The sequence below is a fragment of the Paenibacillus allorhizoplanae genome (genome assembly GCF_927798215.1).
Lineage (GTDB): Bacteria > Bacillota > Bacilli > Paenibacillales > NBRC-103111 > Paenibacillus_E > Paenibacillus_E allorhizoplanae.
The window spans coordinates 290,426-312,090 of sequence record NZ_CAKMMW010000001.1 but is presented as its reverse complement, the minus strand read 5'-3'; the positions used below and the strand labels follow the sequence as shown (position 1 = coordinate 312,090).

General features: G+C 44.5%; 16 protein-coding genes. 13 read left to right on the top strand and 3 right to left on the bottom strand.

Annotated elements, in window-relative coordinates; all coding sequences use genetic code 11:
- Nucleotides 1-7: 7 nt before the first annotated feature.
- Nucleotides 8-898 carry an AraC family transcriptional regulator gene (locus tag L6I86_RS01095; RefSeq protein WP_236284070.1) on the bottom strand — a complete coding sequence of 297 codons (891 nt, stop codon included), beginning with the start codon at nt 896-898 and terminating at the stop codon, nt 8-10.
- Nucleotides 899-964: 66 nt separating this feature from the next.
- Here L6I86_RS01095 and L6I86_RS01090 point away from each other — a divergent pair, with 66 nt between their 5' ends.
- Both L6I86_RS01090 and L6I86_RS01085 read left to right on the top strand, forming a co-directional pair.
- Nucleotides 965-1,795 (top strand): phytanoyl-CoA dioxygenase family protein, encoded by an 831-nt coding sequence (locus L6I86_RS01090; protein ID WP_236284069.1) that lies wholly within the window; start codon nt 965-967, stop codon nt 1,793-1,795.
- Between the two features lie 154 nt (nt 1,796-1,949).
- Nucleotides 1,950-3,113, top strand: coding sequence for a serine hydrolase domain-containing protein (locus tag L6I86_RS01085; protein ID WP_236284068.1), 1,164 nt, complete (start codon nt 1,950-1,952; stop codon nt 3,111-3,113).
- Between the two features lie 168 nt (nt 3,114-3,281).
- Here the strand turns inward: L6I86_RS01085 and L6I86_RS01080 are convergent, their stop codons facing one another.
- Complete coding sequence (locus L6I86_RS01080; protein WP_236284067.1) at nt 3,282-3,968, bottom strand: response regulator transcription factor; 687 nt, start codon at nt 3,966-3,968, stop codon at nt 3,282-3,284.
- A 36-nt stretch (nt 3,969-4,004) separates the two neighbouring features.
- Nucleotides 4,005-5,480, bottom strand: coding sequence for a sensor histidine kinase (locus tag L6I86_RS01075; protein WP_236284066.1), 1,476 nt, complete (start codon nt 5,478-5,480; stop codon nt 4,005-4,007).
- 128 nt (nt 5,481-5,608) lie between these two features.
- Between L6I86_RS01075 and L6I86_RS01070 the strand changes: the two genes are divergently transcribed.
- The 11 genes from L6I86_RS01070 to L6I86_RS01020 all read left to right on the top strand — a co-directional run bounded on the left by L6I86_RS01070 (nt 5,609) and on the right by L6I86_RS01020 (nt 21,642).
- Nucleotides 5,609-6,928, top strand: coding sequence for an ABC transporter substrate-binding protein (locus L6I86_RS01070; protein WP_236284065.1), 1,320 nt, complete (start codon nt 5,609-5,611; stop codon nt 6,926-6,928).
- Between the two features lie 303 nt (nt 6,929-7,231).
- Nucleotides 7,232-7,891, top strand: a complete 660-nt coding sequence (locus L6I86_RS01065; protein WP_236284064.1) for a carbohydrate ABC transporter permease — start codon at nt 7,232-7,234, stop codon at nt 7,889-7,891.
- 34 nt (nt 7,892-7,925) lie between these two features.
- Entirely contained in the window at nt 7,926-8,804 is an 879-nt protein-coding gene (locus L6I86_RS01060) for a carbohydrate ABC transporter permease (protein WP_236284063.1), read from the top strand.
- A 7-nt stretch (nt 8,805-8,811) separates the two neighbouring features.
- Nucleotides 8,812-10,221 (top strand): sulfatase family protein, encoded by a 1,410-nt coding sequence (locus tag L6I86_RS01055; protein ID WP_236284062.1) that lies wholly within the window; start codon nt 8,812-8,814, stop codon nt 10,219-10,221.
- Between the two features lie 48 nt (nt 10,222-10,269).
- Complete coding sequence (locus L6I86_RS01050) at nt 10,270-11,400, top strand: glycoside hydrolase family 88 protein (protein ID WP_236284061.1); 1,131 nt, start codon at nt 10,270-10,272, stop codon at nt 11,398-11,400.
- A gap of 97 nt (nt 11,401-11,497) precedes the next feature.
- On the top strand, nt 11,498-16,498 hold the full coding sequence (locus L6I86_RS01045) for a polysaccharide lyase family 8 super-sandwich domain-containing protein (protein WP_236284060.1): 5,001 nt from the start codon (nt 11,498-11,500) through the stop codon (nt 16,496-16,498).
- A gap of 210 nt (nt 16,499-16,708) precedes the next feature.
- A complete protein-coding gene (locus tag L6I86_RS01040) occupies nt 16,709-18,139 on the top strand; it encodes a PAS domain-containing sensor histidine kinase (RefSeq protein ID WP_236284059.1) in 1,431 nt (476 codons plus the stop codon).
- 205 nt (nt 18,140-18,344) lie between these two features.
- Nucleotides 18,345-18,623: a hypothetical protein gene (locus tag L6I86_RS01035; protein ID WP_236284058.1), complete on the top strand. Its 279-nt coding sequence runs from the start codon at nt 18,345-18,347 to the stop codon at nt 18,621-18,623.
- 29 nt (nt 18,624-18,652) lie between these two features.
- Nucleotides 18,653-19,711, top strand: coding sequence for an LLM class flavin-dependent oxidoreductase (locus L6I86_RS01030; protein ID WP_236284057.1), 1,059 nt, complete (start codon nt 18,653-18,655; stop codon nt 19,709-19,711).
- Between the two features lie 25 nt (nt 19,712-19,736).
- The gene (locus L6I86_RS01025) at nt 19,737-20,357 is read left to right on the top strand and encodes a thioredoxin family protein (RefSeq protein WP_236284056.1); all 621 of its coding nucleotides are present in this window, start codon (nt 19,737-19,739) and stop codon (nt 20,355-20,357) included.
- An 85-nt stretch (nt 20,358-20,442) separates the two neighbouring features.
- Nucleotides 20,443-21,642 carry an MFS transporter gene (locus L6I86_RS01020; protein WP_236284055.1) on the top strand — a complete coding sequence of 400 codons (1,200 nt, stop codon included), beginning with the start codon at nt 20,443-20,445 and terminating at the stop codon, nt 21,640-21,642.
- Nucleotides 21,643-21,665 lie beyond the last annotated feature (23 nt).

Sequence of the window (21,665 nt, the reverse complement as noted above, 5' to 3'; positions counted from 1 at the left end):
CTTACTATTACCTCTCAGTACCCATTAATTTCAGTTTGCGGTACGTAGAAGGTGATTGATCGAATGCTTTCTTAAATAGCTTGGAAAAGTGAAATTCATCATAAAAATGCAGCTTAGCTGCGATTTCTTTCAACGATAAGCTAGTGGTTTCGAGAGCAACTCTCGCAGCCGCTAGCTTTAGTTTTAGTAGATAATCGGTTGGAGACAAGCCTGTCAGTGCACGGAACCGGGTGAAAAAGGTCGTACGCGACCAGCCGCTTAGCTGGAGCAGGTCTTCAATGCGAATTTGCTTGTCCAAATTTCGATGGATATAGATGAGGATTTGGTTGAGCTCGGTGTGGTGAGAAAGAGCAACCAAGGAATGCTCTCTAGTAAACAAGAGTAACAATTCTTGCAGCAAGATGTTTGACGCATATTCGTAGCCAATAGGCTGAGCAATTAAGCCGTCAATCATCCGTTCGCACAATTGCATGGCTTCTGCCATTTTGCCTGTAGAGGTAACTTCCCCTACTGGAAGCTGAAGATAGCGGGCCATGTCTAGTTGACTGAAATCTAAAAAATAAAACTTCCAATCGTTATTCAGACATTTGTACATGGCAAGGGTAGCGTCCTCCACGAAGAAAAAAGTATTTTTATCCAGTTCATACGTCTGATTAGCCATTGTGATACTGCCTTTACCATCAAATGTAAGGAATAGACCTGGCATATCGAAGCCTTCCCTTTTAGACACTTCATAGCTATTATCGGCATGCACCTTCCAGATCGAGTGAAATACAGGGAAAGGAACACTTCTCTTTTCTAATTTATAGGGAATATCGATAAAGGTCATAGAGTGCTCCTTCGCTTTGTTCTTCTTCAATATTGTACGATTATACATGAAATGATAACGCTTATCCATGGTTGAAATAAGCTGTTCACCCTATACTTAGACTATAAGCAAGCAAGAAAACACGGAGGAGTGTGGATGAAGATGATGGTGAAAGTCGGCAACCGCGAATTAGAGCTGCATGGGCAGCATTTAGAGGAACTTAGAAACTCTAATGATATCTTTCATGATATCGGAGCGTTGCGTGAACGTATGGAAGAGGATGGATACTTACTCATTCGCGGATTTCATAATCGGGACAAGGTGTTGGAAGCTCGTACAAGCATTTTGGAAAAAATGGCTCAGATGGGCAAGCTAAATCGCGACACTCAGCTTGAGGAGGGTGTGATGGCCGATGGCAGCAAAACCATTTTCATGGGGGGAACGAATGAAGATTTGCCTGCACTCTTGAATGTCTTGAATGGCGAACATATTATGCGCTTCTTTGATGAATTTCTGGGTGACAAATCCTTAACCTACCATTACAAATGGCTGAGAGCTGTAGGCAAAGGTGATTTCACAGGGGCGCATTATGATATCGTTTACATGGGGAGAGGAACACATAATGTGTATACGGTATGGTCCCCGCTGGGTGATATCTCCTATGAGATGGGAGGTCTAGCTATCTGTCTTGGCTCACACCGTTTCGAGAAATTGAAAGCGTCCTACGGCTCTAAGGATGCTGATCGTGATGGAGTGAATCATTATACAGATGATCCGCTGTTCATTACGGAGAAATTTGGCGGTAAGTGGGCAACAACCGAATTCCAGGCAGGGGATGTGCTTATCTTCGGCATGTTCTTGATGCACTGTTCCCTTGAAAATACGACGAACCAGTACCGGATTAGTGTAGATGCAAGGTATCAGTCGATGAACGAGAAAGTAGATGAAAGATGGAGCGGTAAGAAACCGAAGGGCCATGTTAAATAAGTCAATTGCCAGTTAACCTCCGTAATCGGATGTTAGCTGGTTTTTTTATTGTAGCAAGTACCAATAAAAGTTAGAATAAAAATATGGTAATTATCGAATGTCCAATAAAGTGAGCAGATTTAGGCGAAAAATCGATTTTAGGAGGGAATAGCAAATGAACACAACTAAACGACTTGAAGAACGATTGACGCCACTTCTTAAGAGTATCATGGAAAAGGGACCAGCGGGCTGCGCCTGTACCGTTGTGCAGCGAGGAGAAGTAATCTATAAAGAAACCCTAGGTTATGCGGATTTAGAGAAGAAGAAAGAGATAACGCCAGATACGATCTACCGGATCTATTCAATGACGAAAGTAATTACATGCGTTGCGGCACTGATGCTGTATGAGAAAGGGCTCTATTTGCTTAACGATCCATTGGAGGAATACTTACCCGCCTTCAAAAATCAACAGACATTCCGAGATAACAATGGTACGAAATCTTTGTCTCCTGTGACCAATCCAATCCTGATCAAGGACCTGTTCACGATGACTTCTGGGCTTACCTATCCTGGAGAAGACACGGAAACCGAAAGACAAACTCGTACTATGTTGGAAAACGTTAAAAGAGAGACGATGGACATGCAGGCGTTATCCAAAGGATTGGCAACCATTCCGCTGGAATTCGATCCCGGCACGCGCTGGAAGTATGGTTTCAGTCACGATGTTCTGACCGCATTGATTGAAGTGCTTACGGGGCAAACGGTTGGTGAGTTTTTCCAGAAGGAAATTTTCGATCCGTTAGGGATGATCGACACCTCATTCCGGATAACGGAAGATAAGCGAAATCGTCTATGCACCATCTACGATCGTCCAGAAGGCGGCGCGCTGACACCTAATACAAAGACAGATGCCAGCTATCAACCTGGAAGCCGCTATGAAAGCGGAGGAGGAGGCCTGCTTTCGACGATTGGGGATTACAGCCAGTTTGCACAGCTGCTTGCCAAAGGCGGGGAGCATGAAGGGGTGCGTCTTCTTAGTTCGAAAACGATTCAATTGATGGCGACTAATCACTTAAATCCGCAACAGCTCAAGGATTTTAATTGGCAGCAATTGCGTGGTTATGGCTATGGTTTAGGTGTTCGCGTCATGATGGATCCAGCTGCTGGTGGCATTAACAGCTCCATGGGTGAATTCGGTTGGGCTGGTCTAGCCGGGTCGTACATGTTAATTGATCCGAAAGAAGAGCTGTCCGTTGTGTACATGCAGCAGATGCTGCCGAGCCAGGAGCCCTTCATACATCCGCGACTGCGTGCTGCGATTTACGGGGCATTGGACTAAGGGGAAGATTCTTAACGAAAAAGAGGATGTCTCAAGGTCTAAATCGACCTTTCGAGACATCCTCTTTTATCGCTTCAGCGAGGACCACGGTGCTGTGAAAGGGAACCAGGTTCCTTGTCTTCAGCGATGTGCGGAGATATTGCGATTCAGAAGGGGCGCGCGGTATCTCTAAAGCTTCTTCATGACCTCGAAAATACGCAAATCATTAATCGTTTGGATCACCATCGTCGAATCTGGCATTTGAAATTTCTTCAGAATAGAATTGATCTGCTTCTTGATCGTTTCATACTCAACGCACCGTTCTTCGGCGATTTGCTTTCGCTTCTTACCTTCACATAACAGTCTTAGTACCTGTAATTCGCTGGGGGTAAGCTCCGAAATAATCTGAATAATATTCAGCAGGGAGCTCTCAGCTCGCTTCACGCGTGCAAATTCTTCGCGTATCTTCTCGGCGATTATCGGGCGGATAGGCGAAGCATTCATGAAGGCGGAGCGCACGGCTTCCATGATCTCGCCGTCGGCAGCATTTTTGAGCAAATAGTCCGTAATGCCCGTCTGGAAGGCTGCGAAAATGAAGTTCTCATCCTTGTGAACGGTGAGTACGATGATTTTCATCTGCGGGTATTTCTCGTTAATTACTTTGGCCGCTTGGATACCTGCAAATTGAGATTCCATCTCGATATCCATGAGAATCACATCCGGTTGATGCAGCGCTGCTTGAATAACCGCATCATGTCCCGATGAAGCACGCGCCACACAGGCAAAATCATCGTGTTTGGCGAATGTCCTTTCCAGCCTTCTGAGGTGGGCTTCCATGTCATCGGCGATGAGAATACGGATAGGTTGTTGTGTCATTGTGCAGTCCTCCCCTTTCTTCAGCTGTCCCATTCTTTAGATAATCGGCAGGAACACCGTAAAGGTCGTTCCAACGTCTTTCTTGCTTTCTACGACAATTTTGCCATCGTGGCCTAAGATGATTTTATGACAGTAGGACAAGCCGATCCCCCAGTTGTTTACCGATGCTTTCGTGGTGAAAAAAGGATCGAAAATCGCCTCCAAATGCTCCTCGGCAACACCAGGGCCATTATCGGAAATCCGGATAAGCGCCCAGCCGTTCTGCTGGCTGCGTTCAACCACAATGCGGCCATCCTCGCGGAACTGCAGGGATTCGCTGGCATTAAGAAGTAAGTTATAAATGGCTTCGGTCAAATGACCGGGATCAATATAGCTAGTAGCTGGGAGTGTGCCAGGCGAATAGTCGACTTGGCAGCCGATAGCTTGTTCACTTAACCGAGCAATTGCCTGCTCAACCGGAATATCGATGGACATCGGCTGGAGATTCAAGTTCATATTTTTCAACTTATCTGCGGCTTCGTTGATACTGGCGAGTGCCGACTGCGACGATTGTAAGATGAGGTCAAGACTGTATAAGGATTCGCTGTCCGCCTGATGGCGCTCTTTCAGATAAGTTGCTTCGGACTGTATGCCGATCAAATGATTTTTGAGGGCATGTGTAAACGCGCGCGTTCCGAGCGTCGCCGTGTCGATGCTTTTATTGATTTGAATATCGCGGTTTTTGCGGTAATTCTCTATCGAGTTAAATTTGTACACCAGGTAAATCATCAAGACTAGTGTTAAATAAATGGCAAAAGGAAATACAGGTAGTAAGATCGACTGATAGCCAAGGGGTGGCTGCAGATAGTTGAAATATCCTTTCAAATACGTTTCCTTAACCAATACTTTCGGGGCCCATGAGAAAATAAATAGATGGATGACGACGAGCGGAATAAAGAGCAGAACATGATACAGGGTTAAATTTTTGATAAACCTAATTTTCGGATAATTCAAATAATAGTTGATGAGCACACCAAAAGCAACAAAAAGTATCAGGTAGCGAAGGCTCATTAAGGCAATTTCGATCGTGTTCAAGAATAGCAGGCTGTCGATCCAATGGCTTAGTACAATATGAAAAGCGGGATCATAATAAGCCGTCTCGATGATAAAAAAGAGCGAGATGCCGCCATAAATGATCCGCTGCTTTGAAAGGCTAAGACTGCGGGTGAAGGCGATGGCAAAGCCAAGCAGCGAGCAGTAGAACAGTCCTACGCCTACGTTCAGCATGCGAATGAGCCAATTGGGGTTAAACTTGGTTAAAACCAAGTAATTCCATGTGCCAGGGCTGAAATCAAAGAAACTGTGAATGACATTGAAGTAGTAATTGAATTTACTTAGGTATAACGTAAACGATACGAATGAAAGTACCCAGCCGATAATAATGCCGTACATGAAGCGGGTTGACGCATGATTTAGCTTTTTATATGTGAATAAAATGGTGAAAATAAGCAGGACTAACGTAACGAACAGCATCGGATCACTTCCTTCTCAGCAGCCAAATGGGGGAATAAAACATTCATCTGTTAGACTTTTTGGCATTTACGTATAATTCAAATTAAGAAAACGCAAACAAATCATATCAAAAAAAGGGTGAGTGTCCAATGAAAAAAAGTTTGAAGCTTGGTGTGACAGGCACATTGCTGTTGGGATTGCTGGCAGGATGCGGCTCCGCTGGGACAACGACGGGAGATAAAAATACAACTTCCCCGGATGCCAAAGCGGCACAAGTCAATTTGAAAGCAACTGTACTTCCAGATGATTTGGAAACGTTTAAAACGGCTTATGCCGAATTTAGCAAAGAGAACCCGAATATACAAGTGCAATTTGAAACGATTCCACAAGCGCAGTATTACGAGAAGCTTCGCATGCAGCTGTCCTCGGGAGAGGATATGGATTTGTTCGGCGGGACGATGGACGTGTTCTTGGATACTGGCATTTTAGAGCCTTTAGATGATTATGTCAAAAAAGCAAATGTAGATGTATCTGGATTTGGCCCGTTGTACGATGCGTTAAAAGTAAACGATAAAGTGTTCGGACTTCCGTATCGGAAATCCAACTGGATGCTGTTCTACAACAAAACATTGTTCGATCAAGCCGGTGTTGCTTATCCGAAAGCGGATATGACTTGGAACGATTTCCGGGAGCTAGCTAAGAAGATGACGAAAGGCGATGGCTCGAACAAAGTGTATGGAGCATTCGTACATCCATGGGCACAAACATGGTATATGCAAGGCGTTCAAACTGGCGCTTCAATCATTGATAAAGATTTATCCGCGTTCAAGAAGGGGCTTCAATTCCGAATGGACATGGAAAAAGACGGCTCCATCATGGGCTGGGCAGAACAAATTACAACGTCCGCGCATTACAACGCTGCTTTCCAAAAAGGAAATATCGCGATGAACTTAATCGGCGATTGGCATGTGGCACAGCTTAGACAAGCAGAAACAGAGAAGAAAATTAGCTTTGATTGGGACGTTGTGCCCGTTCCGCATCCAGAAGGCGTAGCTGCTAATACAAGCTTGGCGACCCCGGTATCTTTGATGGTCAGTAAAAACTCCAAGCACAAAGAAGAGGCGTTTAAAGTGGTTCAATTCATGACCGGTGTGAAAGGCGCGAAGCAATTCGCAGCCAAAGGCTTCCTCACTGGCTATATCAACGATGATATTCGCAAGACGTATATTGGCGACGGTAGCTTGAAGCCTAAGAACATTCACTATTTCGTGGAACAAAAGGAATATCCAGAATATCCTTTGCTACCTGGTGTGAAAAACATTCTGGTGAACAGCGTCTACAAGCAAGAAGGCGAAATGGCATTAACAGGCGCTCAAACCGTTGATCAAGCGATTCAAAAGATCGGTCAGCGTGTTGCTTCTGAATGGGCAGATAAATATGCCAAGGATTACAAAGCAGGCAAGAAATAAGTCATAGAACAGAAACAGTCGGGCTTCGCCGAATGAAGGTGGGGCTCGATTGCTTCAATAGGGGTGAAGTATATGAAGGTTACAAGCAAAGCATTACGACGTAATCGGTTGACAGGGTATACATTTTTGCTTCCCAATATACTTGGATTTTTAATTTTTATTTGCTTGCCAGTGTGTGCTTCCTTCCTTATGAGCTTCACAGAATGGAACGGGTTTGGCGAAATTAAATGGGCTGGAATTTCGAATTATACGCACTTATGGCAGGATGAAACGTTTCGTATCTCACTGTTCAACAGTTTAATAATGACAGCAGTTTCGGTACCGGTTACATTGTTCCTTGCAATTTTGGCAGCAGTCGCCCTCAATAAAGGATTGAGAGGCGTTAAAATATTCCGAACGGCGATTTTCCTGCCGCACATTACAGCAACGATTGCGGTAGCCGTCGTGTGGCAGCTGCTTTATAACCCGACCATGGGTCCCATTAACGGGATACTTAGAAGCATCGGAATCGATAATCCGCCAATGTGGCTGGCTTCGACACAATGGGCACTGGCTTCTGTGATTATCGTCAGTATCTGGCATTCCATCGGTTACTACATGGTACTTTACTTAGCAGGCTTGCAGGGGATTCCTAAGGATCTGTATGAAGCGGCTGAAATCGATGGTGCAGGTAAAGTCGCACAATTACGCAAAATTACGGTGCCAATGCTATCGCCTGTTATTTTCTTCACGGTGATTATGGGTATCATCAATTCATTCAAAGTGTTCGATCTTGTGTTCGTCTTGACCAAAGGAGGACCAGGTCGTTCAACGCACATGTTGGTTTACGACATTTATTACACGGCCTTCCAACGATTTGAATATGGCTATGCTTCTGCAATGGCTTATGTGCTATTCACGATTATTCTCATTATTACGTTGATTCAATTTAGAGGACAAAAACGTTGGGTGAACTATTCCTAACGAGCGGATTGCTTTAGAGAAAGGAGAAGCCAGCATGAGTATGCAATTAGAATCAAGTCAGTTCACCATGAGGCTGTCGAAGCGTCCACAGCTTGGCGCAGTAGTGAGAAAAGCAGTGTTATATCTTGTTGTTATCGCTGTTGCCTTGTCCATGGTTGTTCCTTTCCTTTGGATGCTTTCCGCATCCGTGAAGTCCGAGGCAGAAATATTCAGTTTCCCGATTCAGTGGATACCGAGCCACTTTTACTGGTCGAATTATAGCAAGGTATGGACGGAACTTCCTTTCTTCACCTATTACTTGAATACGATCAAAATTGCCGTGCTTACCACGTTGCTGCAAATTATCACATGTTCCACGGCTGCGTATGCGTTTGCCAAAGTGAAATTTCCTGAACGGGATAAATTGTTCTTCTTATATGTGGCGACGATGATGGTGCCGTATCAGGTCATGATGATTCCGCAGTTTATGTTAATGAAGAAAATCGGGCTCATCGATTCGCATTGGGCGTTGATTCTTCTAGGAGCTTTTAGTCCTTTCGGTGTGTTCTTATTCAGACAGTTCTTTATGGCGATTCCGGAGGAACTCTCAGAAGCGGCCAGAATTGACGGACTGAGCGAGTTCGGCATTTATTCGCGGGTCATTCTACCCTTAATACGACCAGCGATTGCCAGCTTAACGATCTTTACCTTCATGCATGCGTGGAACGATTTCCTCGGTCCATTAATCTACTTGAATTCGGATAGCTTGTTTACACTCCAGCTAGGCATGCAGCATTTCCAATCGGAGCATGCGACGGAGTATGGGCCGTTGATGGCAGCGGCGGTATGCGCAATTATTCCAACGATTCTGATTTACTTTATGGCCCAAGACCAATTCGTCGAAGGGATTTCCGCAGGCGCGGTTAAAGGGTGAGCCCGACATGAAGCCCAATATCATTTATATTTTTGCAGATCAATGGCGAAAGCAAGCTGTTGGTTTTACTGGTGAAGATCCGGTGATCACACCGAATATCGACAAGTTCGCACAGGAGAGTCTGGTATTTAACCATGCGCTCTCTTGTACGCCATTATGCTCACCGCACAGGGCAGCGCTCATGACGGGTAAGTATCCGCAATCGACGGGGGTCTATACGAACTGTAAAATCGGCGCGGACGTTATGCTGAGTCCCGACGAGGTAGGTATCGGAGATGCGCTGAAGGCTGCGGGGTATCAAACCGGGTATATCGGTAAATGGCATTTGGATTTACCTGAGCAGAATGGGTGTCCAGAGCCTGCATCTGGCGCGCGTGAATGGGATGCGTTTACACCGCCAGGTCCCAAACGGCACGGCTTTGATTTCTGGTATTCGTACGGTGCGTATGATCATCATCTAAAGCCGCATTATTGGAAAGACACGCTGGAGATGATTCAAGTCGACCAATGGTCATTGGAGCATGAGACCGATGTGGCGCTGGACTTTATACGGGCCCGAGGAAAAGAACAAACGGATCCGTTTGCGTTATTTGTCTCTTGGAATCCGCCGCATAGTCCCTTCGAGCTGGTACCTGAACGCTACAAGGAGCTATACAAGGGACGAGAGCTGAACCTCCGTCCGAATGTGAGTTCGGAGCATCTTGCAGCGCATACAGGCGAGCCTTTTGAGAGTGGGGATGAGGCTTTGCACAGGTACACCCGTGATTATTTCGCAGCGGTGTCTGGGATGGATGAGCAGTTTGGCCGAATTTATCGGGAAATTCAAGATCTTGGACTTGCCGAGAACACGCTGATCGTGCTCTCGTCGGATCACGGTGAGCTTATGGGCTCGCACGGCCTTATGGCCAAGCATTCCTGGCATGAGGAATCCATTGCGATCCCTTGTTTGATGAGCTGGAGAGGCACGATTGGGCAGGGAAGCACGGATATGCTTTTTAACAGTGTGGATATTATGCCTACGTTACTCGGTCTTGCTGGGGTCCCCGTGCCTGCGTCAGTTGAAGGACTCGATCTGTCCGGTGATCTGCTTGGAACGAGCCATTCTGATATTTCATCTGCTTTCATCTGCGCCTTCCCCGGAAGGAAGGATGCGATTGAACTCTTCACTTCCGCTGGCTTAGACAATCGGAGATTTGGCTGGCGGGGAATCCGCACAAGCCAGTACACCTATGTCGTGCATAAAGGTTATGCGCCTGGCGCAGAAGTGCAGCGTCTATTGTATGAACATGAGAAGGACCCTTATCAACTCAATCCTATTGTGTTCAGTGAGCGGCCACAGACGGAGCTTCTTATGACATTAGAGGAAGAACTGCAAAGCTGGTTAGATCGTACTCATGATAAGTTTGAATTGGCATGAGAGTTGAAATAACGAATAGGAAACGGGCAAACAGAGAGGATGACAGCGATGTGGCGTGAAGCAATTGAAGATGCAATCGGCAAAATTCGCCGGAACTTGGAGCAGCATCCAGGCACTTTTCCGCATATCACCAATGAAAAGCGGTATGCATGGTCTGCGAATGAAGATTGGATTGAAGGGTTTCATACTGGGCTTACTTGGCTGAGCTATGAGTACAGTCAAGATACATTCTTCCTAGATGAAGCGAAGCAGCAAATTGCAGATTTTAAACAGCGGCTGGGAGCGAAAATATGCTTAGAACATCACGATATCGGTTTCCTGTACGGACTATCAGCATTAGCTGGATGGATCGTAGAGAAGGACGAGAGTGCTCGTAATCTGGCTCTACAAGCGGCGGATCATTTGTTAGGCAGATGGCGGGAACAAGGCGGATTTTTGCAAGCTTGGGGTCCAGAAAACGATGAGAAAAATGGTGGACGCATCATTATTGATTGCTTATTGAATTTGCCTTTGTTATATTGGGCTTCCGAAGTGACGGGTCTACCGAAATATGCAGAAGTTGCCTACAAGCAGGCCGAGCTTTCTAGACGGTATCTGGTACGGGGCGATGATTCTTCGTATCATACATTTTATTTTAACAAGGAGACAGGAGATCCGCTTGGCGGAGGCACCCATCAAGGCTACACGGATGGCTCAACTTGGACGCGAGGTCAGGCGTGGGGGATCTACGGCTTCGCACTTTCCTACCGTTACACCAAAGATCCTGCCTTCCTGCAAACGGCTAAACGGTTGTTAAGCTATTTCCTTGATCATTTACCAGAAGATCATGTTGCTTATTGGGATTTCAACGTGCCGATTAAAGCGAATACGAGTCGCGACAGCTCGGCATCGGCCATCACGGCCTGCGGAATGCTGGAGCTGATGGACCTCCTGCAAGTAGGCGATGCAGATCGCAGCTGGATCCAGCAGGGACTGAATCAAACCATGAATTCACTTGTGAACCAGTATGCAACCATTGGCGAAGAAGCGGAAGGCTTGCTGAAGCACGGTTCCTACCATGTAAGAGGCAATAGCGGCTTGGATGACTATATGATTTGGGGCGATTATTACTATTTGGAAGCGTTAATGCGTATGGAACGCGGAATTCCAGGTTACTGGTACGAACGGAAGACGAAGTAATAGGCGAAGACAACTAGAAGGGCGCACAGTTTATAACATGTACGTTCTTCTTTTTTGATCAAAGAGTTACTAAATTTATAGATCCTGGAGGTCATGTATGGTTCTATCATTCAAGAAATGGTTAGCTAGTGTCATGGTTGTTGCGATATGTTTCTCAATTGGGTTTCCAGGCGGCGGTGGGTTGCCAAGGTCTAAGGCTGCTGCTACCGTGCATGTTAGTGTGAATTATGATGAAAGTGCAACGGTTAAAAACACGAAGATTTACAATGGGACAACCTACAATGGTACGATTGGAGGCGCCTGGGGGACTTATAATTCGGCTGCGAATACAGATTATGTCATGATGACACAAGCTCCCTTGCGTGATGACTACAGTCTCAAGATGGTTTCCAATGCAACAAACATCAATACGGGAAGAAACAACTTAGGCGGATCCGTAGCAGGAAATACCGGGATTTCGGGTAATCTTGTATTCGAAGCTTCTGTCTATATGAATAGTACCCAGCATCGCAGGGATATTCAATTCAGAAGTTTAAATGCGCCCGTTCCTGCTTCGGCAACGACGAATGTTTCTGTCCTTTCGTTTGATAACACTGGGAAAATAAGGGATGCGAATAATCTAGCGTTGACCAACTATGAAGCCAATACGTGGTACCGTTTGAAACTATTTATTGATAACGCTTCCAGAAAAATTAGTTACTTTGCAAATGATCAACTTCTAGGAGAAGCCTCCCTTCCAGCGGCATGGTTGAATATCCGACATATCTATTTGTATCAATATTTTAAAAGTGGAGTGCTGGGTGAGTGGTATGTGGACGATTTAAAACTCTCGGATTATGTACCCGTGTCAGGTCTAACTACCTCGCTTGATGCACTTGAATTAGCAGAGACAACCAGCTCCACCATCACGGCAACTACCCTACCAGTAGATGCATCTGATCAACGTTTCTTATGGCATGTGGTCGATCCAACCGTTGCTACCGTCACTTATGGCTTGGTTAGCGCAGTAAAGGAGGGCAACACGACCGTTACGGTAAGCACTTATGGGGGCGCATTCACGAAAACGATTCCGATAACCGTCACCAAACCAGTCCTATTGACCAACATTACCTTACCTAACCAAGCTTCCTTGGTAGAAGGGAAAACCCTACCGTTACAGGTCACATTCCAACCTGATAACGCGACGAATAAAAAGCTGATTTGGCAATCATCCGATTCCAGTGTTGCATCTGTAGATACGAATGGGATCGTAACCGGAATTGGTGAAGGCCATGCAACGATTACAGCTACATCGGAATTAAACAATGCGCTTACAAGCCATACATCGGTAACCGTAACACCGTTTATTCCCCTTACAAGTGTAAGTTTTACGAATGCGCCATTGCAAATAACCAACTATGATACCTTGCAATTGGAAGCTGCCGTTGAGCCAGCTAGCGCAACCGACAAGCTGCTAACATGGCAATCTAATAATTCAAGTATTATTCGTGTTGATGAGGATGGACTTGCAAGGGCATTGAAAGTAGGCACGGCAACCATTACAGCAACGGCTTCCAATGGTAAGCAAGCATCGGCTACGATTGAAGTTAAGGCTCCCGTGCTGAAGGATCCGCAAGAATACGATAAACTTAGAATTCGTTGGAAGGAAACGATAACGGGCAAAGACTCTCTAGATGTTACTAATAGTGAGATCAAAAGCAGAATTGATAACAATGCAGCGAAAGCACAATTGTATTGGGATAGCCTGCAATTGAATGGTGCCAGTACGACGCTATGGACAGATTTAGTGCCTTCCGCTTCGGATTCAACGTTCGTACTCGATCACTATACACGCTTGAAAGCGATGGCACAGTCATATGCAACGAAGGGGACTAATCTCACTAACAATCCTGCGTTAAAGGCAGACATTCTTCAAGCTATGGATTGGATGTTAGATCATTTATACACGAACACTGGGGTTGAATTTGGTAATTGGTGGAACTGGGATATCGGTACCCCAACTCGTTTAGCGGATATTCTTATCCTCATGTATGACGATTTGACGCCAGAGCAAATTGCCAGAAATACAGCAAGCATCGATCATTACATTGGCGATGTAAGTTTACCTACTTTTACACAGGTAGGGGCCAATCGTTCAGATATTATGTTGATTGAAACGAGATTGGGTCTTGTTGAGAAAAACTATGATCGTCTTATTCATGCGCGTGATGGACTGACGCCACTGTTTGATTATGTGACAACGGGCGATGGTTTCTATGAGGATGGTTCATTTATTCAGCATAGTAAAATTGCTTATACAGGTAGTTATGGTGAAGTGCTTATTAATGGGATGGGCAATTTGTTGCTGTTATTGAATGGGAGCACTTGGCAACCTGTCGTTCCTGAGGTAGAGCATGTTTATCGATGGATGAAAGAAGGATATGCTCCGGTTATGTACAAAGGTCAGATCTTGGATATGACACGTGGACGTGCGATCGTTAGGAAAGGCTTAGATGCCTATGGATCAGGCCTAAATATTATAATCGGTATGTCCCGTATCGCGCAAACGGCTTCAGAGGACAGGGCTGCCTATTTAAAAAGCTTCATTAAATATCACTTCCAGTTTCTTTTGGCTAGAGGGCTGACATACAGTCAACTTCCTTTTGATTTGGCGGATACGATTAAAGAATGGATGGAAGACCCAGCTATTCAACCTTTAGCTGAACTACCAGAACATGTTGAAATGAACGCGATGGCTCGCAGCATACATGTAGGGGATGGCTATCTATTTGGCGTAAGTAAGAGTTCGAAGCGAATTGCAACCTACGAATTAACGAATGGTGAAAATGCGAAAGGATGGTATACCGGTGATGGCATGACCTATCTGTACAACAATGATTTATCGCAATACACGGATCATTATTGGGCAACGCTTAATTGGTATCGTTTACCAGGTACAACCGTCGTTGTTAGACCTAGAACGTCAGACCAGTACCAATATGGCGATGGGGAATCATCTCCTGCGAACGCTTGGGCTGGTGGCGCGGTATTAGGTAAATATGGTGTTACGGGCATGAATTTAATTCAGATTGGCACACAGCTGAAAGCGAATAAGTCGTGGTTTACTTTTGACAACGAAATTATTGCCTTAGGTTCGGATATTACAAGTACAGATAATAAGCCCGTCGAGTCGATCGTAGAACAGCGCAAGCTCTCTGGAAATAATACGAATGAACTTTATGTGAATGGGGAACTAAAGAATGGATTCTTTGGAGAAGAAACCCTGGATCATCCTGAATGGGTTCATTTGCAAGGCAATGTGGCTGGTGCCGATATTGGCTACGTCTTCCCGGGTACACAATCACTTAAACTAATGCGTGCGGAACAAGAAGGCCGATATTCGGATACAAGCTTGAGCAATCCGCCTGAAACAACGGTGCCTACGGAGCTGTTAAAAAATAATTATTTGACCATGTGGTTTGATCATGGTTCGAATCCAACCAATGATAGCTATCAATATGCGATCCTGCCTAATGCGAGCAAGACCGAAACCTCAGCGTATGCTTCGTCTCCGGATTACACGGTTCTGGCTAATTCACAGGACGTTCAAGCGGTTCGTGAAAACAAGCTGGGCATGACTGGCTTCAATTTCTGGAAGGATAAAATGACTTCCGTTGACGGCTTAACGTCAAATAGCCAAGCATCCGTCATGATGCATGGAAACAAAATTACTGGTGTATATGAGATTTCAGTTGCGGATCCAACCATGGAGAATAATGGATTCATTGAAATTGAGTTAGATAAGCCTGCTCAACGCGTGATTAGCAAGGATATTCGAATAGAGATTCAACAACTTAGTCCGAAGTTGAAATTCAAAGTAAATGTACAGGATACGATGGGGAAATCTCAGTATATCTCGTTGCAACTGGTACCTGAACCTAAAGAAGAAACGGGACCTGGCACAACGGTTCCTGATCCAACAATTCCTGACTCGACAGAGCCTGAAGCAACAAAACCTGAACCAACGGAAAAACCAGATATCATCATCGTGAAAGATGATAAAGCTACTGTAGAAATGGGACATGACAAGGTTACAGTCTCCGTGCCAACGAAGCAGATTCCGAATGTTCCTCTACAAGTTCATGGAGTGACAGCTCAGATTACTGTTCAGCCTGAAGTAGTCAAAGCACTGAAGGAGAAAGTAGTTGGCGACGGTAGTCAAACAATACTTGATATTACGGCGCGGCCCATCTTAGAGCCTTCCATTTTGCAGGCAGGTGCAACAGATCCTACCGTTCGTGTAAACCTAGCAAGTCAAGCTATTGAATTTGCACTACGCATACGGTCTGAGGCTGGTGAAACGTGGTTAGCAAATGAGCTCCAATCCGGAGTTGAAATTGTTCTCCCATTTGAGTCTACAGGTAAGGATCCAGCGCTGCTTGGTGTATATCGTTATGAAAAAACGAGCGGGAAATGGGAATACGTAGGTGGAACAATTGATCTCTCGTCTAAATCAGCTACATTCATGCCGGACCAGCCGGGCATTTACACTATACTGGCGTATGATAAGAAGTTTGATGATATGCCTGAATCACATTGGGCCTCACGAGCTGTGCAGGTATTGTCAGCGAAACATATCATTGAAGGCATAACGTTGGGTGAATTTAACCCCAATGGGAAAACGACGAGAGCACAATTTACTGCGTTGTTGGTTCGCTCTTTACATTTGAAGAAGCAGGCAACATGGACTTCGGAATTTGAAGATGTTCAGTCAGATGACTGGTATGCCCAAGATGTTGCTGCAGCAAGACGAGCCGGTTTGATCTCAGGTGTAACGGAACAGACATTCGATCCGAATGCAGAAATGACACGTGAACAGATGGCGATCCTATTAGTCAGAGCTTATGAGTATTTGAATGGCAGCTATACGTCTATCAAGAGTAAACTTGATGACTATGCAGATCAAAGCGAAATTTCTACCTGGGCATTAGAAGATGTGAATAAGGCGATCGAGCTCGGCATTCTTTCAGGCATCTCGAACGAACGATTCTCTCCTTCTTCCATAGCTTTACGAAAGGAAACGGCTGAAGCGTTGTACAATTTCCTCAGGAAAAAATAGAAACCATGTAAGAGGTAGCCGTGAGAGCGGCTGCCTTTTTCTTGGTTCGCAGAATTTATTTGTATCGTGGAACAGTCGAGTGATGTAGATTGGCTGTCTGCTTTTGTCGATTCGTACAAACTCTCAAATTTAAGGGCGATTAATAGAGGATTTTATCAATTTAAGAAGAATAGAACCAAAATCGATTGAATAAATGGGGGACGATTACTTGTGAGTCTAAAAGAATATGTAATCAATTCCCTAATGAACGCAACCTCGGATGGGATAGTAATCGTTGATTTAAATGGCGTAGTGTTGGATGTAAATACGAAATTTGAAGAGTTGCATGGGTGGACGAGGGAAGAGGTTATTGGGCAAGTATTGCCGATGACTCCTGACGAGTACAAAGAAGATGCGTTTAGACTATATCAATCATTAATAAACGGCGAGCCCATCAAGAATTTCGAAACGATGAAACTTAGAAAAGATGGATCTTCATTTTACGCAAATGTAACAGTGTCTCCTGTGAAAAATACAGATGGGTTGGTCATTGGATTTGTTGGTGTGGAAAGGGATATTAGCGAAAAGAAAAAAGCGGAAGAAGATCTTTTAGAAAGAGAAAAACAATTTAGAAAATTGCTAAAACTCAACCCTGAACCTATCGCGCTGCATAAGGATGGGATCATCCAGTTTGTAAATGATGCTTGTTGTAAACTATTTGGCGGTGCTTCTTCAGACGAGTTCAAAGGAAAATCCATCTATGAATTTTTTTGCCCAAATGACAGGAACCTCATTGTAGCGCGACTTCAACAGGTCATGCATTCGGAGATGGATAGCTACAGTGAATTTATTGAGCGAAAGATGCGAAAGTTAGATGGCACTTTTTTTGATGTAGAAATTTCTTCTATCTATGTTTATAAAAATTTGGGGTTTCCTGTTGTACAGAGTGTGATTCGTGATCTCACTGAGCGTAAAAAGTCCGAAGAAACGATGATTAGGTCTGAAAAATTAGCTTTAATTGGTCAACTGGCTGCTGGTATCGCACATGATATACGTAATCCATTGACTTCCTTGAAAGGGTTTGTACAATTACTTAAATATAAAAATACAGACTATGTTGACGTTATGATGGAAGAACTTGAACATATCAATTATGTTGTCAATGAATTTATGATGCTAGCAAAGCCACATCTAAGTCATTACATAGAGAGTAGGGCTATAGAGCTAGTTCAAAGTGTCATTAGTTTCTTACAACCGCATGCACTTCTGTATAATGTTCAAATACAATTGGAAATGGACCCAGACATATCTGTCATAACTTGTATACCTGACCAAATCAAACAAGTATTAATTAATGTGTTGAAGAATGCGATAGAGTCGATGGACAGTGGGGGATTAATTCAAATATCGTGTAGAAATCGAATGAATCAAGACTTAATTATTTGTGTTAAAGATCAAGGCGTAGGTATTTCTGAAGAGATGTTAGCCCAGTTAGGTGAGCCATTTTTTACAACAAAGGCGAATGGAACCGGTTTAGGACTCATGGTTTGCAAGCGGATTGTGGAAGGTCATGGTGGTAAATTGTCCATTCAGAGCCAAATTAGTCAAGGGACTACCGTTGAAATCGCACTACCTATAATTAACTCAAGATATCGTATATAAACAAATATTTTTAAAACTCACTAGGTATAAATTGAAATTAGATGGGGATCATTTTCCTGGGTTGACATTCCAGTAAAACAATGATAATTTAAAACTTATAAAACACATTGAATTAATCGGAATTAAAAGCTGACTGGTCACCCGGAAGCATGGATCCTTGAATCCATGCTATTTTTTTATTTTAAAAAGAGGAGTGGATATGTAAATGGGCGTATTATTGGACTCTTTAGAACTTACAAGCTTAAATAAAGTGGATCGTTGGGCTGAATTTAATAAAACCAATATCCTATTCAATCAAGAAATGGTGAACGTGAATTTAATCGGTACGGATCATAAACAGATCCCTTCTTTGCTGCATGCATTAAAGACGAATAAACTAACGCTAGGGAATATTCAATCCTCTTTAAAGCAAGTTGATTTGTATAACTCAGAGGCAATTCTCTACTCGGAACAAGGAGATAAATACAGAGTGCCGTTGTTTTGATCCCGGCGGTAGAGAGGAGAATGTAGACCTTGAAGTTTGCCTTATTTAGCTTAATGATGAATATACCGAATGCTGTAAGCGGAGAAACCCTGACAACTAATCAGAAATTCGAGAACGTACTGAAACAGGCCGTCCTTGCTGAAGAACTGGGCTTTGATGCTTATGGTGTGGGGGAGCGGCATGGTGCACCTTTTATCTCATCTTCGCCACCCGTCGTTCTAACCGCAATTGCTGCTAGAACCTCCCGTATACGATTGTTAACAACGGTTACTGTACTAAGTGTGCTTGATCCGATCCGTGTTGCTGAGGATTATGCCACACTCGATCATCTCTCAGGCGGAAGAATTGAGATGATTATTGGCAAAGGCAATGACCCTCGCCACTATCCGCTTTTTGGCATTACGGAAGAGGAACAGTGGGAATCCCTTGCGGAGAGATATGCACTCCTGAAACGTTTGTGGAAGGAAGAGAACGTCACTTGGCAGGGCAAGTACCGTTCACCATTGGATAATGTGACGACACAGCCGAGACCCTTTCAGTCTGCTATTCCTGTATGGCATGGCAGCGCATCAAGTACATTGTCAACGGAGTTGGCTGCGAAATATGGTGAACCGATTTTCTCTTCGAATACGTTCCATCCACAAGCCAAATACAAAGCGTTAATCGATCACTATCGTGAACGATTGGCTTATTATGGCCATGATCCGCAACAGGCTGTTGTAGGCTCAGGATTTGGAAGCTTGTATTTGGCTAATACCACAGAAGAAGCTATTGGGCGCTTTCGTCCTTATTACGATGCTTTCCATGCAACAGCGGCATCACAGGTCAACAATTCACCTTTCAAAGACCTTGAGGACAATGTAAGGAATGGGCCTGTTTTAATTGGAAGTCCAGATCAATTGATCGAGAAGATCCTGAACTATTATGATGCTTATGGTCACCAAGTTGTCAGTATCAGTGTAGATGGCTTGACCGAAACGGAGCAGCGCGAACAGATTGAGCGATTTGCCACCGAGGTTGCACCCGTTTTGCGACGAGAGATTCCAAGTACAGTATGGAACCATTCACCAGTGGGCTTAACGATATGAAAACCATTTCTGGAGGGATGTCACGATGAGCATTCAGAAAGCAGAAGGGATTTCGAAGGAGAGAAGGGCGAAAGCCTTTCAAGAAGCCGTAACGTATGAGCAATTTGTTAGCGGCGCCAAAGTAAATGTGGAGAGGTTGCATGAGAATTTCGAACGTTATGAATTGACCGAGCAGGAACTGACTTATTTTGATGGGCTTACCGAGCACATAGATGTACTAGTACTTGCGCATGACTGGTGTGGGGATGTGATTGCGAATTTACCCTTATTCGGAAAAATTGAACAGGTCACGGGTAAATTAAAACTGCATATTTTACCAAGAGACCCAGACAATCAAGATATTGCTGCCGCTTACCTGCACGCAGATGGGCGCAATCATATTCCAACTTATGTATTCTTCAATGGAGCGGGCGAGGAATTAGGATTTTTCTCAGAACGCCCCGACCAGGTTACGTATTTAAACCGAGATTGGATCGATGAGTTTTGGGCATCCCACCCCGAATGGGAGGGCGAAGGCAAAGCACTTTCCGAGGTCGATGAAGACGTAAGGAAAGCGTTATTTGATTATTTAAAGGAACAGCGCCCACAAGCGCGTGAGCTGGAAAAGACAGCTATCATCCAAATCATCCGCTCCATTCTAGGCTAGTTAGAGAACCATAGCCCCGTTATGCGCCTTACAGCATCGCCTGTGAGGTTCTTTTCATGCTTGGAGGTTACAAAAGGAGTGACAAATGGAACACTATTGGAAACGCAATCTGCATATATTATGGCTGGGTTTATTTATTAGCCATATCGCATATACCCTATCTGTACCGTTCTTTCCAATTTTCTTGCAAAATGATCTAGGTATTCAGCATAGGCTTGAAATGTGGTCAGGTATTTCCATTTCCATTAGTTTTCTGATAAGTGGGTTATGTGCGCCCTTTTGGGGGGCGCTAGCCGATAAGTTTGGGAAGAAACCCATGTTAATTCGTTCAGGTATTGGCTTAGCCTTGGCTCATTTCGCCAATTATTTTGTGTATGATTTGTTCAGTTTCATTCTTGTTCGGATATTTCAAGGACTAATGGCAGGCTTTGGCCCTGCTTCCATTGCTTTGGTTGGCACGAATACACCGGAGAAGCACGTCGGATACGCACTGGGTGTAATTTCAACATCAACGGCAGCTGGAGGAATTATTGGACCTCTTGTTGGAGGTGTACTGAGTCATTGGATGGGACTGCGAGTGTGCTTCGTTGCCTCGGGCCTAATTACGCTAATTTCTGCTCTTATCGTGCTTGTGGGTGTGAAAGAAGTTCATAAGCGACAAGATGAAGCTCGTATAAGTGTCTTCAAGGATCTTAAACATGCGGCGCATAACTCCAAACTAATGGGGATATTTGGGTTAACTTTACTCGTCTCTACTTCAGTAATGATTATGGAGCCGCTGCTGACACTCTATGTCGTGCAAATCGGCGGAAGTGTAGACAAAGCTACCCTAAGCTCGGGGATTGTATTCTCAGCAGTGGGCGTAGCCACGGTCATTATGGGTCCTCGGTGGGGAATTATCGGCGGGCGAATCGGTTATGAGAAGGTATTGTTTATTGGGTTGCTAGGCGGTGGTATTGGCAATCTGCTGCAGCTCGGCGTTCATCATCTTATTGGCTTTGGCATTCTTCGTTTTAGTTATGGTTTGTTTTTTGCTGCTGTTTTTCCAGCGCTGAATGCGCTTATCGTCAAATATACAGAAGCTGATTTCCGCGGTAGAGCCGTGAGCTTGAACCAATCATCCAGTCAATTCGGCATTGTCGTTGGCCCCTTACTAGGTGGGTTCATGGGGAGCTGGCTGAGCATTCAATTCGTATTCCTCCTGACAGGTTTAACTCTTCTTGGAGCTGCATGGAAGAGGAAGGTGGTCAATACGAAGCGTACGGACCAGAAGATGCTTGGATGAGGGTCATTTACATTTAAGAAAAA

What these genes read in the sequence shown, in the direction of transcription:
- L6I86_RS01070 (WP_236284065.1), top strand. Translation starts at nt 5,609, where the DNA reads ATGAAAAAAAGTTTGAAGCTTGGTGTGACAGGCACATTGCTGTTGGGA.
- L6I86_RS01095 (WP_236284070.1), bottom strand. Translation starts at nt 898, where the DNA reads ATGGATAAGCGTTATCATTTCATGTATAATCGTACAATATTGAAGAAG.
- L6I86_RS01075 (WP_236284066.1), bottom strand. Translation starts at nt 5,480, where the DNA reads ATGCTGTTCGTTACGTTAGTCCTGCTTATTTTCACCATTTTATTCACA.
- L6I86_RS01080 (WP_236284067.1), bottom strand. Translation starts at nt 3,968, where the DNA reads ATGACACAACAACCTATCCGTATTCTCATCGCCGATGACATGGAAGCC.
- L6I86_RS01020 (WP_236284055.1), top strand. Translation starts at nt 20,443, where the DNA reads ATGGAACACTATTGGAAACGCAATCTGCATATATTATGGCTGGGTTTA.
- L6I86_RS01060 (WP_236284063.1), top strand. Translation starts at nt 7,926, where the DNA reads ATGAGTATGCAATTAGAATCAAGTCAGTTCACCATGAGGCTGTCGAAG.
- L6I86_RS01090 (WP_236284069.1), top strand. Translation starts at nt 965, where the DNA reads ATGAAGATGATGGTGAAAGTCGGCAACCGCGAATTAGAGCTGCATGGG.
- L6I86_RS01035 (WP_236284058.1), top strand. Translation starts at nt 18,345, where the DNA reads ATGGGCGTATTATTGGACTCTTTAGAACTTACAAGCTTAAATAAAGTG.
- L6I86_RS01065 (WP_236284064.1), top strand. Translation starts at nt 7,232, where the DNA reads ATGACAGCAGTTTCGGTACCGGTTACATTGTTCCTTGCAATTTTGGCA.
- L6I86_RS01050 (WP_236284061.1), top strand. Translation starts at nt 10,270, where the DNA reads ATGTGGCGTGAAGCAATTGAAGATGCAATCGGCAAAATTCGCCGGAAC.
- L6I86_RS01045 (WP_236284060.1), top strand. Translation starts at nt 11,498, where the DNA reads ATGGTTCTATCATTCAAGAAATGGTTAGCTAGTGTCATGGTTGTTGCG.
- L6I86_RS01025 (WP_236284056.1), top strand. Translation starts at nt 19,737, where the DNA reads ATGAGCATTCAGAAAGCAGAAGGGATTTCGAAGGAGAGAAGGGCGAAA.
- L6I86_RS01085 (WP_236284068.1), top strand. Translation starts at nt 1,950, where the DNA reads ATGAACACAACTAAACGACTTGAAGAACGATTGACGCCACTTCTTAAG.
- L6I86_RS01055 (WP_236284062.1), top strand. Translation starts at nt 8,812, where the DNA reads ATGAAGCCCAATATCATTTATATTTTTGCAGATCAATGGCGAAAGCAA.